Genomic DNA, 14,976 nt, shown 5'->3' with positions numbered 1-14,976 from the left:
GTTTTGTAAAAATTTAAGTCTTTTTCTAAGAATTATTTATTATAATTACAGCTATTTCTGTAGTTATAACAAGGAGAATCTGTGCTATTTACCAAAGCTAGCGAATACGCTTTACTTTCTTTAATTTATATTTCTCAAAAAGAAACACCTCAAGATGTAGATTCTTTAGCTTTAGAGCTTGATATTCCCAAAAGTTTTTTAGCTAAAATTTTACAAACTTTAGCTAAAGATGGTTTGTTAAAATCCTTTAAAGGGGCAAAAGGTGGTTTTGCATTAATCAAAGAACCAAGTCAATATACTATAAAAGAAATTGTTAACAGTGCTGAAAAAAAGGATATCAGTGTATTTGAATGCAGCGGTGGCACTTGTCCAAATAATAAAGAAAAAAATTGCACCTTAATGCCTATGTTAGTAAATTTACAAAATAAAGTAGATGAATTTTTAGATTCTATTACTTTAGAAGATATTATGAAAAATAATGGCAAAAAATAAAATAGTCGATTTAGTTTTTCCTTTTTTGGGGCCTTTAATTGCTCCTGTTTTAAAAGCTAAAAGCTTAACTATTGTTGGTTTCTTAGTTTGCATTTTAGCTATTATCATAGTTCCTTTACCAAGTCCTATTTTGGACTTTTTCTTAGCTTTAAGTATAGCTTTATCAGTATTAATTATTTTAATTTCTATTTATATACCTAAACCGACAGATTTAACAACTTTTCCAACTTTAATCTTGATTATTACTTTATTTAGACTTTCTTTAAATATAGCTACTACGAGGATGATTTTAAGCGAAGGGCAAAACGGCCCTGAAGCTGTGAGTGAGATTATAGCAGCATTTGGAGAATTTGTTGTTGGTGGAAATATGGTCATTGGTGTGATTGTATTTTGTATCTTAGTATTAATTAATTTCATGGTTGTAACAAAAGGTAGTACAAGGGTTTCTGAAGTACAAGCAAGATTTACACTTGATGCAATGCCGGGTAAACAAATGGCTATTGACGCGGATTTAAATGCAGGACTTATTGATGAACAAACCGCTAGAGCAAGACGTCAAGAAGTTATTGCTGAGGCAAACTTCTATGGTGCAATGGATGGTTCTTCTAAATTTATCAAAGGAGATGCTGTTGCAGGAATTATCATAACTATTATAAATATCATAGGTGGTTTTTTAATAGGATCTTTTCAGCACGATATGGCTTTAAGCGATGCTGCATCTACCTATACTATTTTAACCATAGGTGATGGACTTGTATCGCAAATTCCAGGGCTTATTACTTCTACTGCAACCGCTATAATTATCACTCGTGCAAGCAAAGATGAGGAAAATTTTGCAGAAGGAACTTTAACTCAACTTTTAAGTGAATATCGCACGCTTTTAATAGTAGGTTTTGTACTTTTTATCTTTGCGTTAGTGCCTGGTTTGCCAACTTTATCCTTGGGCTTTATGGCTTTAGTTTTTTTAAGTCTTGGCTATCTTACCAAGCAGGTTAAGGAAGGTAAAATTGATATAACCACAGTTAAAAAAAGCAAACCAAGTGCTGCAGCTGCATCTCAAAGTGGAGCAGGTGGGACAACGGCAGCGCCTGCTAAGAAAAGCGAAGAAGAAATTCTCAAAGAAGAAGAGCACAAGATTAACGACATACTCAAAGTTGAAATTTTAGAACTTGAACTTGGATACGGACTTATTAAGCTTGCTGAAAACGAACTTACAGAAAGAATTCGCTCAATGAGAAGAAGTATTGCTGAAAGTTTAGGATTTTTAATGCCAAAAATAAGAATAAGAGATAATTTAAGACTTAAACCAAATGAGTATAGTTTTAAACTCAAGGGCGTATCTATAGCAAGTGCTGAAATTTATCCGGATAAATATTTAGCCATGGATAGTGGTTTTATCACAGAAGAGATAGAAGGGATTGCTACAAAAGAACCCGCTTTTAACTCTGATGCACTTTGGATTGATGCGAATTTAAAAGATGAAGCAACATTAAATGGCTATATAGTAATAGATCCTGCAAGTGTTATTTCAACACATATGAGCGAACTTATCAAAGCACACGCAAGCGAACTTCTCACACGCCAAGAGGTGCAAAATCTTCTTGATAAGGTTAAAAATGATTATCCAATCATTGTAGAAGGTGCTTTAGGTGTTGCACCTGTAAGTCTTATTCAAAAAATTCTCAAAGACTTGCTTAAGCATCACATACCAATTAAAGATATGCTTACTATTTTAGAATCTGTAAGCGATATAGCAGAAGTAAGCAAGAGTTTTGATATGATTATTGAACATGTAAGGGCGTCTTTAGCTAGGATGATTACAAATATGTATTTAGATGATAAAGGAAATTTGGATATTTTTATCTTAGACTCTGCTAGCTCTGCAGTTTTAATGGAAAATGTACAATTTAGAGATGGAAGTTATCACTTGCCTTTAAGTGTAGCTCAAACAGGCACTTTAGTAGATACTCTAAGGGCTGAAGTTGCCGCGGTAGCAAATGGTCGTATCAAGCCTTTTATACTTTGCGTTGAACCGCAGCTTAGAAAATTCATTGCTGATATTTGTTATAATTTTAGCATTAATATAGTAGTGTTAAGTTTTGCAGAAATTGCAGAAAATACAAATTTTAATACCGAGGGTATTATTAGGATAGAACTTTAAGGAATATAATGAAAATTTATCATCTTTCGCATACAGATCTTGATGGTTATGCTTGTCAATTTGTAGTAAATTTTTATTTTAAAAATGTGAAATTTTATAATTCTAATTATGGTAAAGAAATTAATGAAAATTTTAACTCTATTATAGGCGATATAGAAAAAGATGAAAATTTCGGAAAAGCTATTATTCTAATAACAGATTTAAATTTAAATTTAAATCAATGTGAAGAATTTGAAAAAATTTGTAAAGAGAAAAATATTAAAATTTTTCTTCTTGATCATCATCAAAGTGGCGAAGAATGTGCTCAAAAATATTCTTGGTATTTACTTGATTCTAAAAGATGTGCAACTAAAATCGTTTATGATTTTTTCTCTAAAATCTGCACTCCTGTTTTAGAACTTTCAAAATTTGTTGATGTGGTTAATGCTGTTGATATTTGGCTAAGCGAGGATGAAAATTTTGAACTTGGAAAGGTTTTTTTAGGCTTGATTGCCAATGCAAAAGAAATAAATCGCGTGATGTTTAAAGAATCTCAAATCGATTATATGTTTTTCTTGCTTGATAAGGCTTGGAAATTTATAGGAAAAGAAAATGCGAATATTTTACTCGATAATGCTACTCATTTTATAAAAAAGGATTATTTTGCCAGAAAAAATGATGATACTCTTTCTAATTTAATTTCTTGTTTTGTAGTTGAAAAACTAAGTGAGCTAAAAGAAAATTTCAGTATAGAATATGAAGGCCATAAAGGCATCTTAACTTCAAATATAGGCAATACTTCTGTTATTGGAAATGATTTTTTAGTAAAAAATCCTGATTATGACTTTTTTATTGATGTTAGTTCTAGAAAAACCTTAAGTTTTCGTGCAAATGGAAAAATAGATGTAAGTTTAATGGCTAAAAATTTAGTAGGTGGTGGTGGACATAAAAATGCTAGTGGTGGACTTTTTGCGACATTTAAAGATGGAGCAAATTATAATCATATTAAGGCTCAAATTATTGATTTAATTAAAAGCAAAGAACTTAAAAAGGAAAACAATGAATCAAAACAATAATAAAACCTTAAAAAATGAACTAGAAGATTTACAATATGAGCTTAGCATAGTTTTAGAAGCTATGCTTTTATACGCTGGAGTTAAAAGAGAAAAATTAGAAAATGCAATAGAAGCTTATATTGATAATATAGATAATGTGCTCGAAAATTCCAACAAAGAAGGGGTTGATGAAATTTTAGAAGTGGTGGAATTTCTAAAAAATAAATACAAAGATTTTTTTCAATGAAAAAGTGTATTTTAATTTTTTTTAGTTTATATTCTTTAAGTTTTGCTAATATTTACGAAAAATTAAATGATTTTGCTTATGAAAAAAAACCGAACAAAGATTTTAAGATTCAAGAAGTTAAATTAGTACAATTTTCACAAGAAAATAAAGATTGCCTTGAGCTTTTAATAGAAGCTGGTCAAATTAGAATTTTAAATAGCTATAACTCTTGTCAAAAATTATCTAAAGATGAAAGTTTTCAAAAATTTCTTAATGAAGATTTTTTAAAACTTTATAAAAATAATGGATACTTGATTAATGAAAATTTACAAAATTTGAAAAATACCATGCAAGATATTATGATATATTATAAACTCCGATATTCTTTTAGTAAAGATGTAAAAGATATGAGTAAAAATAAGAATTTGGATGTTTTAAATATAGATGAAAAAGATGGTGGTACTTTGCTTTATAAAATCAACAATCAAGCTTGCGTTGGAATAGAACTTACAAGACATGACTCAAGAATGGCTATGAAAATATACGGAATAGAAAATTTGGATAAAGAGTGCAAACTATTTATCCAATCGCCTTCTTTTAAAGATCTTTCTTACACAAAAAAAGATTTTAAGTGGTATTATTTAGAATAAATAAATGCTTTAATTTTTAAATAAAAATTTTTAAAAATCGCACTTAAAGTAAAAGTATCTTGCCTTCCAAGATTTTGAAAAACGCAGTTATCTAAGTCTTTTTTTTCTTGAATGCTTAAATTTTTCATTAAACCAACCTCTAAAAATATTGCAAACTTCAATTTTATCAAAAAAACTTTATTTTTATTTTAAAGTTTTAATTATAAGGCAAATAAATATTTTTTTAAGAATTTGAAGTTTTTTATTAAAATATTATTAACTTTTATTGACTTTTTTGAAGCAAAGTTATATACTGAATTCGAATTAGACAAATTTAAGGAGGAAAAATGATGAATAAATTTTCTATAGTTTTAACTTTGTTGTTATGTGGAAGTTGTGCTTTAGCCTTAGATCCAAATTTGGAAAAAACTAAGAGTGCAACAGGTATTGATCTACCTACTGCCAAATGGAATTTACCTAAGGCTTTAAATGAAGATGGTACCATAGATGAAACTAAAATGCCAAAAAATTCAGAATATAGCAAAATGGTTATTTTGGGAAATAAAATTCTTAATGAAACAAGCAAATATGTAGGTCCACAGGCCAAAGATCCTAAAAAAAGATTTGCGGGAAATAATCTTTCTTGTTCAAGTTGCCATGCTAATGGTGGAAGTGTACAAAATCAATCAGGTTTTGTAGGAATTTGGGCAAGATTTCCACAATATAATGCCAGAGGAGATAAAGTAATTACCTTAGCAGATAGGATCAATGGCTGTTTTGAACGCTCTATGAATGGCAAAAGAATGCCTAGTGATGCGCTTGAAATGAAAGCCATGCTAACTTATATGCAATGGTTATCTCAAGGAGTTCCAGTAGGAGCTAAGATAGAAGGGCAGGGGCTTAAGAAGATAGATTTCATCTCGAGAGCAGCTGACCCTAAAAAAGGTAAGGCAATTTATATGGATAAATGTGCCGTTTGTCATCAAGAAAATGGATTAGGGCTTAAAAATGAGGATAGCGCAGGGGCGTATTATCTTTATCCACCACTTTGGGGCAATGATAGTTATAATACAGGAGCTGGAATGTATCGTCTTATCAAAGCTGCTTCTTATATTAAAGAAAATATGCCTCAAGGTGCGCCTGACTTAAGTCTTGAAGATGCTTATGATGTAGCAGCTTACATGAATTCACAAGCTCGCCCTATTAAAGCAAATAGAGATAAAGACTTTCCAGATAGAAAGGTTAAGCCTTTAGATATGGATGTAGGACCTTATGATGATAGCTTTTCTACAACCCAACATCGCTATGGACCTTATACAAATATGATCAAAAAATAATTTTAAGGCAATTTTTATTGCCTTAAAAAATTTATTATTTCATATTACTTAATTTTTTAACTAGATCTTCTAAATCTTGCATCGAATTGATTGCACTTGGGTTAATTTGATATTTTCCATTGACAACAAAAGCAGGGGTGCCATAGGTTTTAGCTATATCATTAGCTCTTTGAAACTCTCTTAAAATTTCTTTAGCTTTTGGGGTGTTTAAAAAATTTAATACTTCATTTTTATTTACATTCATAGCCTTTAAACCTATGTCGTAAAATTCATCTAAATTCGAAAAATTTCTTTGCTTGTTTAAAAAATAAGAAACAAAATAAACATCAGCAAGTTTATGAGATAAACTATCAGAATAACTCGCGTCTTTACCATTTTGCTCATCTTTGTATTGAGCAAAGGCAAAAAGATCATTCATTTCTTTGGAAAAATCTCCATTCATTAAACTTACAGGATAGAGTTTAAAATGCAAATTTGGAAAAGCTTCTCTTAGTTTTTCAAGGGTTCCAAATTTATGATGATTATAACAATGTATACATTTATAAGAAAATGCTTCTATTACACTATTTTCGGAGTTGGATAAATTTGGATTAAGAGTAATAAAACTATTATTTGCTAACGCAAAACTTGAGCAAAATACAAGCGCTAAAACAAATTTGCAAAAAAAATTACGCATACTATATCCTTGATTAAATAAAATTTTCAAAGATAATTTTATTTAAAAAAAATAAATAAGCCCAAATTTATTTTTGGGCTTATTTATTTTTTAGGATTGAATGCTTGATCAACGCTAAAAGGCATTGCTTAATAACCCGTGCCTGAACCGCTAAATTGAATTTGAACCGAAGGCTCCTTAGCACCCCAGTTAAATTCATCAATTTCAGGTTTTGGCTCTCCAAGACTTACACCTTTGCTAAGATCACAAGCCATTCCAGCTGTTGTGCTATAAACCATAATAGAATCTTTATCTGGTTCATATTGAGTTAAAGAAGTTACAGGAGAAAACCATTCATTTCCACGATTTTTACCATATTCCCAAATTTGTTCCACAGTTTTATTTTGCTGATCGATTTTATAAATTACAGCACGAGAATATTTTTGACTCGCAAATGCAGGTTGCTCAGCTCCTCTTGCATCACCATTATCAAAAACACTTATATAGATATAACGCTTGTTTGATTTACTATCAATTCTCCAGCCTGTATGTTGTGTCCAAGTGAAATCAAATCCACCATTTTCATTTTCATAACCTGAGCATTTGCTATAATCATCATCGCAAACAATTTTTTTGCCATTTTTATCTACAGGTTGTAATAAATATTTTTAAATTCTTTATTCCATCCTTTATGTGCCCCTAAAATCCATTTTATTTTTTTATCACGACCAATTTTAACAACAGCACTTTGATGGCGACTAGAAATAATAATACTGTCATCACTTGGATCATAATCAACGCTATTTACATGAGCCCAATTCCTACCTATACCTGTACCTGCTATACTCCAAATTTGTCGCTTTCATCCATTTTGGCAAGCTCTTCATCGCTTAAAGTTTTACCCGCTTTGCTTGCATCTATATTTAAACACACTGCACCTTGATCTAAAGCTTTGATAATAGTACTTTTATAAGGATCTAAAATCTCATACAATCTCCAATCATCAACAACATTACCATTCTCATCTACTTCTATAATAGTATCACGCACTGTGCGTACATGCTTACCATTTGGACGCAAAGTATTTGCTGAAGCTACTCTTAATATAAATAATGCCCATTTTGCATATTGTCCATAGCATGAGAAAAATCTATATAGGCAACAGGTAATTTACGATTGAAAATTTCTCTTCCTAAGATATCGTATTTTACATATCTTTGACCAAATCCCCAAGTTAAAGCTCCATCTTTGTTTTGATGAAAACCCATCATAATTCCACTATTGTAAATATTGTCCCAGTTCATTAATTTGTCGTTATCAAAATACCATCTGATTTCACCCTTGGTATCTATGATAAAGACATTTGAATTTTCATCCCATTCCATAGCACCACCTACAGGATTATTCCATACAGATTGTGAGCCTTTGCCAGATTGTTTTCCAGGAGCATTATTTACTAAATATAGCCTATCTGAAAATTTTGGATCCATTTTTAATACTTTCACATTTTCAAAAGGAGTTCCTCTTTGATCAGTGCTTCCACTTGGTTCTATGCTAACCCCTGGAGTTGTAATTTTATAAATCTCATCAACAACTTTTTGACTTTTACCATTTGCAGTCTTAGTATAACTTACCTTTACTGTATTTAAATAAGAAGGATAAAGTCCAAAAATAGGAATTCCACCATAAGTCTTAGCCATTTTAGAATTCACATTATAAGAAATAGTTTGACCATTTGGTTTAGGAACAATAGTTACTTTTATATCGCTTAAGACGTAACCATTATCCATAATAATAGCGGTCAAAGGAGACAATCCATAAGGATTCATTTTAATCGCACCTATTTGTCCTTGAATTTTCCAATCTATTTTCGCTCCACTGAGACCACCCATGGCCATTAAAGCATTAGGTGCAAGTAGGGTAGAACCCGTCAAAAATGCCATGCAAATAGTTTTGCTAAGTCTCATGATAAATCCTTTAAAATTATTTAAGCCATCCTAAAATAGCTTAAATAAAATTTTAATAATACGCAACAAAAATAATGTGTTGCGTATTTTAAGAGCATCTTAAAACGACTTGATTTAAATGATTTAAACTAGCTATATTTTGATTTGGATTTTTTGGTTCTCCTATAAATTTAAACACCAAAACCAAAATAACAATCACCAATGCAAAAATTTTAGCATTAGGTTTATTTTTATCTAAAACATAGGCTATAAACATTGCAAAAAGCACAATAAAACAACATAAAAATGCCATAAGACAGCAAATTGCCATATTCATAAACTTTAAACTAGGAATCAAATACCAACCATTGCTATAAAGCCCATTTTCAAAATTAGGTGGAGTTCCTATAAAAAATTTTTGAAAAGCATTAAGATGATTATAAGCATTTTCTGGAACTACAGGGGTATCCATCCCACATTCTCCTGTTGGCAAAAACCAACTAGGAGCCCATTCATGCAAAGGTAAATTAAATGGGTAAATAGGAATTTCACGACATCCATCTACACCTGCAAAAGGATTTTCAGAATGAACCACTTCATGAATATGATTTAAAGTTAGACAATGCTCCAAGCCAAGCCAAATTCCATAAAAAGCTAAACCATAAGAAAAAATTTTTATAATATTATTTGCAGGGTTGATTAATGCAATCATACCGCCTATAGCCATAACAAGCATATCAAATCTTATATACACACATTGTTCGCAAGGTTCCATAAAAAGATATTCTTGAAATAAAAAATGTGCTATACAAGTAAGTCCTATAGTAACTATAATCAAAATTAACCAAGGTTTGCGCGTATCTTGCCATTTAGAAAGTGAAAAATTTCTGCAATTATCTTTCATTTTTATACAACTCATTTTTGCTTGCTAAGCTCTTTAGTAATCTCAATCAAAGCCTCTGGAGAGTTGATTGCACTTGGGTTAATTTGATATTTTCCATTAACAACAAAAGCAGGGGTGCCATAATTTTGCGAAATAGGATTGGCAATTTCATAACTTTTTAAAAACTCTGCAGCCTCTGGAGTTTTTAAGAAATTTTCCAAATCAGCCTTACTCACATTCATTGCTTTTAAACCGACACTATAAAAAGCTTCAGGATTTTTACCATTTTCCCATCTTTGTTTTTTCTTAAAATATGCATTAAAATAAGCTTCAGCAACTTTATGAGTTAAGCTATTTTTATCCGTAGGATCAATTTTATTTACACCATCCTTAAATGCCGCAAAAGCAAAAATTTCATTAGCTTGCCTTCCATAATCTCCCATAGAACTTACAGGATAAAATTTGTAAGTTAAATTAGGCAATTTTTCTTTAACTTTACCCATGGTATTAAATTTGTGATGATCATAACAATGAGTACAGCGATAAGAAAAAAATTCAATCAATGAATTATCAGCGTTAGCAATAGGATTTTTAAGAATTACATATTCTTTACCTTCACTTAATGCGCTAGCACTTATACCTGCTAAAAAAGCACATGTAACAATAGATCTTGCTAATTTTACTGGAAATTTCATTACCTTCTCCTTGAAATTTGGTTTTGACAAAACTTTTTATTAAGTTTTTATGTAATAAATATTATAAAACTATTAAAATAAAAATATTCTTAAAAAATTTTATAACTAAAAAATATTTACTTTAACTAAAAATTAAGAATAGGGGGATTAAAAATTTAATGCACAAGTTATCATTTTTATGTATATTTTGATAATAATATAAAATAATTTAATTTTTAAATATTCTTTATAGTTTTCAAGAAAAGTACAATATAATTTTAATTTACAAAATAAAATTATCAATTTTTTACATTATATTTTGTGGATAAGTTTATTTCACTCAAAAGGTAAAATCATAAAAGTATGGAAAAATAGTAGATTAAAGTATATCAAAATAGAATAATCTATGTGTATATAAAAAAGTTTGAAAATTACAGTTTTCAATACAAAATTATAATTTTTATATATTTTTACCTTTTATCACATCTTTTTATGATTGATATAAGATTTATTTAATAAAAATATTTTAATCTTTTTGCCTCGCATGCAAAACAAACTTTTTCCTAAAAAAGCTTTTTTTTACTAAGTTAATACTAAAATACCTTTTCTAATTAAAAAGCTAAAAATTTATATTTTAGGAAAAGTTTTTATGAAATACCCTTTAGATTGTGAAGAAAATTTTGAAAAATCATTTTTATTTTGGTTAGCAAAATATGTAAAATTTAAACTCAATTCGCTATCTAACAAAGAGTTAAAAAATCCACAAGCTTTAGCAGAAGTTAATTTTGCCCTTACAAAAGGTGTAAAAAACATTGAAGAACTTGACGCTCTAGCAAAAAAAGCAAGAAATGCTGGTTTAAGTGGAGTTAATACTTATTTTAACCCCTTAAAAAAAGTGTTTGAATATTTAAATTTTTACAAGCTTTACTCTTTAAAACAGATTGATGAGGAACTCATTGTAGAAGTTTTAGCAAGTGTAACAGGTGCTTTATCAGATGCAAGTAAAAAAAATTACCGTATTGCTGTGATTAATTTTTTTGATTTTTTAGACAAGCAAAACGAAGAAGATGAAAAAGCACATATTTTTGATATCAATCTTAAAAACTGGGCAGGTATAGCAGGTTCTAAAGGGGTGAAATTACCCGAATTTATGAGTGAAGAAGAGCTTAAAAAATTTCTTGATGCTATTGAAAATGCAGATTTTAAAAACAATACCATACGCAATAAACTTATTCTTAAAATCATCATTTTTACAGGCATACGGGTAAGCGAAGCTATCAATATCAAAATGGGTGATATTAGCGAAGAAAACGATCTTTATATCATAAGAATAAGAGCTAAAGGCAATAAATATCGTGTTGTAATGATAAAAAAAGAACTTATTTACGATTTACTTAAAAATGTAAGTATTAATTATATGAGTAAAGACGCCCTACTTTTTGTCAATAAAAAAGGCACTCCACTGACTCAATCTTATGTCAGTCGTATAGTAGAACAGCTTTTATTTCGCGCAGGAATTCGCAAACAAAAAAATGGTGCTCACATGTTGCGTCATACTTTTGCCACCCTGCTTTATAAAAAACAAAAAGATTTAGTTTTAGTTCAAGAAGCTTTAGGACATGCAAGTTTAAACACTTCAAGAATTTACACTCATTTTGATAATGATAAATTAAAACTTGCCGCACAGGTTGCAAAGGAATTAAGTGACTCTTGAAAACTATGCTATTTTTGGTAAATATTTTTACTATGATTTAAAACATACTTTAAAAGCCTTTAACCACAAAGAAAGTAAAAAATGCTTTAAATTTATAGAAAAATATAAAAATGATTTTTATATTTTAATGCTTGCTGATTATAGGCTATATAGATATTTTCAAGATGAAAATTTCACAAGCAAAAAAGCTTGTTTGTCTGTTTTTGCTTTTAAAAAAAGAAAAAAATTTCAAAAAGAGGATATCGATGAAGAAAAATTTATTCCTGAATTTATAAATTTTTTAGATCAAGATAATTACAAAGAAAATTTCTTTAAAGTTAAAGAGGCGATCTCCAAAGGAAGAGTTTATCAAATCAACCTTACTCAAAATTTTAAATTTCATAGCAAAATGGATTCTTTTGAACTTTTTAAACTTTTGCTTTCTAGACAAGATACTGAATTTAAAGCTTTTATAAAAGATGAAACAAGAGAAATTTTATCCTTTTCTCCTGAACTTTTCTTCAAAACCAAAAAAAGAAAAATATTTACAAAACCTATGAAAGGCACGATTAAGCGTGATAAAGATCATATAAAAGATGAAGAAAATAAAATTTTCTTGCAAAATGATACAAAAAATCTAAGTGAAAATGTTATGATTTGTGATCTTTTGCGTAACGATCTTTCAAAAATCATCACAAAAAAAAGCTTAAAAACCAAACTTTTTGAAATTCAAAGTCACCCTACTTTACATCAAATGACTTCAAGCGTACAAGGAAAACTTAAAAAAAATATTTCTTTATATCAAATTTTTAAAGCCCTTTTTCCTTGTGGTTCTATTACAGGTGCCCCAAAGCTTGAAAGTATTAAATTTATTGAAGAATTAGAACAAAGAGATCGTGGTATTTACTGCGGAACTATAGGTTTAATACACAAAAATAAAAATAAATTTAGCGTAGCTATACGCACCTTAGAAAAACAAGATGAAATTTATACTTATAGCACGGGTAGTGGCTTGGTTTGGGACTCAAAATTCAAAGATGAATTTGAAGAATTAAAACTTAAAAGCGCGATCTTAAATCCTTGTGATTTTCATCTTTTTGAAACCATGTATTTTAAAAATTCTCAAATTTTATTTTTAAAAGAACATTTATTAAGGCTTATAAATTCAGCTCTTAAATTTAATTTTAATACTCACAAGCTCTTTAAAGATTTTTATAATATTTTAAACCAAAAAAGTTCTTATAAAGAATATCAAAATTTTACACTTTTTAAACTCGATGAAAAAATTTTCCACAAAAAACATTCTTTATTTTATAATTTTCCCCTACCCTTTAAAAATCCACATAAAGAAGGAATTTTAAAGCTTATTTTATACAAAGACGGAAGATACGAAATTCAACAAAGTGCCTCAAAACAAAATTCAAACGATATTTTGCTTTTAAGTGATGATAAAATTAACTCAAAAAGTGACAATCTCTATCACAAAAGCTCTTTGCGTACTTTTTATAATCAACACTCATACAAATGGCAGCAAAACTTGTGTTATGACATAGCTTTTTTTAACGAAAAAGATGAACTTTGCGAAGGCTCAAGAACCAATCTCATCTTAGAAAAAAACGCTCAATTTTATACTCCACAAATTCAAAGTGGTATATTAAATGGTGTATATAGAAATTTCTTAGTCAATCTTGGTTTAATAAAAGAAAAAGCATTATTTAAACAAGATTTATTTGAAGCAGAAAATATTTATTGCATTAATTCCGTGCGTGGTTTAAAAAAGGTAAAATTACAATGAAGAAAATTTTATTTATAGATAATTATGATTCTTTTAGTTATACCATCATCTATTATCTTAAAGAACTTGGTTTTGAATGTAAAGTGATAAAAAACGATGCCTTTAAAAAAGCTAAAGAATTAGAAAAATTTGATTTTACTCATCTTATCATCTCTCCTGGCCCTCATTCTCCTAAGAAATCTAAATTAAGCTTAAAAGCAATCAAATATTTTAAAAAAAACAAAAAAATTTTAGGTATATGTTTAGGGCATCAGTGTATAGCTGAAGTTTTTGGCGGTAGGGTTTCTAAAATGCAAAATCCCATGCATGGTAAAATTTCTAAACTTTATTTTAAAAAAGATCCTATTTTTAAAGGTATTAAAAAAGAAATTGAAATTTGTTTATATCATTCTTTACATATTAGTTCTATGCCTAAAAAATGCAAAATTTTAGCTCATAATTCAGAAAATATCATTATGGCAATTAAACATAAAAAATATCCTATTTATGGATTGCAATTTCACCCTGAAGCGGTTTTAACTCAAAAAGGTAAAAAAATACTTAAAAACTTTATGAAACTTTAGTCTTTTTTGCATTTAAAATAACACTCAATATAATTAAAGCAAAAGCAAAAATATCAAGCAAGCTATAATGGGTTTTTAAAAATAAAAAACTCATCAAAGCAGCTGCTACAGGCTCTATAGAGGCAATCATACTAGCCCTTAGAGCACCTATATATTCCACTCCTTTTAAATATAAACAAAAAGCCCCTATAGTTCCGATAAAGACAATCCCGCCCATAGAAAAAAATGCTTTTAAGTTAAAAGCATAGTGAATTAAACCCTTATCAAATTGCAAGATTAATAAAAATACAAAAGAAGCAAAAAGACTCGCCCAACCCATTATCCAAAAAAGACCATATTTTAATATCACTTCTCTAGCGCTTAAAGAATAAAAAGCAACCCCAAAAGCTCCTATAACAGCCCAAAAAATACCCCAATAATTTAAAACCACCGCTTCAATATCTCCTTTAGTTGCAAGCAAAAACAAAGCAAAAATAATCAAAAACAAAGCAAAAATAATCAAAATCAAAGCCAAAATTTCTATCAATTTAGGAAATTTTTTATTTTTAAAGCACAAATAAAGCATTATAATCAAAGGTGCACAATATTGTATCATAGTTGCAGTTCCAGCATCGGTATAATAAATAGCCTTAAAATAACCAAATTGTGTTAGCAAAAGCCCAAAAAATCCAAACATACAAATACTTAAGCTTTCTTTTAAATTTGTAAAAACTAAAATCTTTTGAGCTTTAAAACTTAAAAAAATCAAAATCAACCCTGTAGATAAAAGCCTATAAAAACAAACCCAATCTACGCTATAATTATTTTTAAAAAGGTATTCAGCTAAAACACCGCTAATAGCCCAAAAAATACCTCCCAAAAGAACTAAAAATACGCCCATTGCAAACC

At 29.1% G+C, this 14,976-nt stretch carries 14 protein-coding genes and 1 pseudogene; 9 read left to right on the top strand and 6 right to left on the bottom strand.

The genetic code is table 11. The features are described 5' to 3' along the window. Positions 1 to 81 precede the first annotated feature (81 nt). Genes ELQ05_RS04975 through ELQ05_RS04955 form a run of 5 tightly spaced genes read left to right on the top strand, consistent with a single transcriptional unit; the run spans position 82 to position 4,563 of the window. Positions 82 to 492 (top strand): RrF2 family transcriptional regulator, encoded by a 411-nt coding sequence (locus tag ELQ05_RS04975; RefSeq protein ID WP_070317166.1) that lies wholly within the window; start codon positions 82 to 84, stop codon positions 490 to 492. Next, a complete protein-coding gene (flhA, locus tag ELQ05_RS04970; protein ID WP_002852599.1) occupies positions 479 to 2,653 on the top strand; it encodes a flagellar biosynthesis protein FlhA in 2,175 nt (724 codons plus the stop codon). Before ELQ05_RS04975 ends, flhA begins: the two co-directional genes overlap by 14 nt. A gap of 8 nt (positions 2,654 to 2,661) precedes the next feature. Continuing rightward, the gene (locus ELQ05_RS04965; RefSeq protein WP_070317167.1) at positions 2,662 to 3,708 is read left to right on the top strand and encodes a DHH family phosphoesterase; all 1,047 of its coding nucleotides are present in this window, start codon (positions 2,662 to 2,664) and stop codon (positions 3,706 to 3,708) included. Next, positions 3,692 to 3,934 (top strand): hypothetical protein, encoded by a 243-nt coding sequence (locus tag ELQ05_RS04960; protein ID WP_002852415.1) that lies wholly within the window; start codon positions 3,692 to 3,694, stop codon positions 3,932 to 3,934. Before ELQ05_RS04965 ends, ELQ05_RS04960 begins: the two co-directional genes overlap by 17 nt. Next, on the top strand, positions 3,931 to 4,563 hold the full coding sequence (locus ELQ05_RS04955; protein WP_070317168.1) for a hypothetical protein: 633 nt from the start codon (positions 3,931 to 3,933) through the stop codon (positions 4,561 to 4,563). The genes ELQ05_RS04960 and ELQ05_RS04955 overlap by 4 nt, the downstream gene beginning before the upstream one ends. On the opposite strand, the gene ELQ05_RS08265 is transcribed toward ELQ05_RS04955, so the two are convergent. Then, positions 4,551 to 4,691, bottom strand: coding sequence for a hypothetical protein (locus ELQ05_RS08265; protein WP_002861506.1), 141 nt, complete (start codon positions 4,689 to 4,691; stop codon positions 4,551 to 4,553). The two genes, ELQ05_RS04955 and ELQ05_RS08265, sit on opposite strands and share 13 nt — an antisense overlap. A gap of 201 nt (positions 4,692 to 4,892) precedes the next feature. On the opposite strand from ELQ05_RS08265, the gene ELQ05_RS04950 reads away from it, so the two are divergent. Continuing rightward, positions 4,893 to 5,879, top strand: a complete 987-nt coding sequence (locus ELQ05_RS04950) for a c-type cytochrome (RefSeq protein ID WP_134239984.1) — start codon at positions 4,893 to 4,895, stop codon at positions 5,877 to 5,879. Positions 5,880 to 5,913: 34 nt separating this feature from the next. Here the strand turns inward: ELQ05_RS04950 and ELQ05_RS04945 are convergent, their stop codons facing one another. The 4 genes and pseudogenes from ELQ05_RS04945 to ELQ05_RS04930 form a co-directional block, all read right to left on the bottom strand. Then, positions 5,914 to 6,555 (bottom strand): thiol:disulfide interchange protein DsbA/DsbL, encoded by a 642-nt coding sequence (locus tag ELQ05_RS04945; protein ID WP_070317169.1) that lies wholly within the window; start codon positions 6,553 to 6,555, stop codon positions 5,914 to 5,916. A gap of 128 nt (positions 6,556 to 6,683) precedes the next feature. Continuing rightward, positions 6,684 to 8,501: pseudogene (locus ELQ05_RS04940) on the bottom strand (aryl-sulfate sulfotransferase). Between the two features lie 88 nt (positions 8,502 to 8,589). Then, entirely contained in the window at positions 8,590 to 9,399 is an 810-nt protein-coding gene (gene dsbI, locus ELQ05_RS04935) for a protein-disulfide oxidoreductase DsbI (RefSeq protein ID WP_070317170.1), read from the bottom strand. Then, positions 9,396 to 10,058, bottom strand: a complete 663-nt coding sequence (locus tag ELQ05_RS04930; protein WP_070317171.1) for a thiol:disulfide interchange protein DsbA/DsbL — start codon at positions 10,056 to 10,058, stop codon at positions 9,396 to 9,398. Before ELQ05_RS04930 ends, dsbI begins: the two co-directional genes overlap by 4 nt. 628 nt (positions 10,059 to 10,686) lie before the next feature. On the opposite strand from ELQ05_RS04930, the gene ELQ05_RS04925 reads away from it, so the two are divergent. The 3 genes from ELQ05_RS04925 to ELQ05_RS04915 are packed head-to-tail and all read left to right on the top strand — an operon-like array spanning position 10,687 to position 14,088. After that, positions 10,687 to 11,751, top strand: coding sequence for a tyrosine-type recombinase/integrase (locus ELQ05_RS04925; protein ID WP_088303881.1), 1,065 nt, complete (start codon positions 10,687 to 10,689; stop codon positions 11,749 to 11,751). Then, complete coding sequence (locus tag ELQ05_RS04920) at positions 11,741 to 13,525, top strand: bifunctional chorismate-binding protein/class IV aminotransferase (RefSeq protein ID WP_070317173.1); 1,785 nt, start codon at positions 11,741 to 11,743, stop codon at positions 13,523 to 13,525. Before ELQ05_RS04925 ends, ELQ05_RS04920 begins: the two co-directional genes overlap by 11 nt. Next, complete coding sequence (locus tag ELQ05_RS04915; protein WP_070317174.1) at positions 13,522 to 14,088, top strand: aminodeoxychorismate/anthranilate synthase component II; 567 nt, start codon at positions 13,522 to 13,524, stop codon at positions 14,086 to 14,088. The genes ELQ05_RS04920 and ELQ05_RS04915 overlap by 4 nt, the downstream gene beginning before the upstream one ends. On the opposite strand, the gene ELQ05_RS04910 is transcribed toward ELQ05_RS04915, so the two are convergent. Next, positions 14,075 to 14,968 carry a DMT family transporter gene (locus ELQ05_RS04910; RefSeq protein ID WP_134239974.1) on the bottom strand — a complete coding sequence of 298 codons (894 nt, stop codon included), beginning with the start codon at positions 14,966 to 14,968 and terminating at the stop codon, positions 14,075 to 14,077. The genes ELQ05_RS04915 and ELQ05_RS04910 overlap by 14 nt on opposite strands. Positions 14,969 to 14,976: the final 8 nt, after the last annotated feature.

Origin of the sequence: Campylobacter sp. US53 (genome assembly GCF_004378995.1) — a bacterium.
Lineage (GTDB): Bacteria > Campylobacterota > Campylobacteria > Campylobacterales > Campylobacteraceae > Campylobacter_D > Campylobacter_D jejuni.
This window is presented reverse-complemented; position numbering and strand designations above follow the sequence as displayed.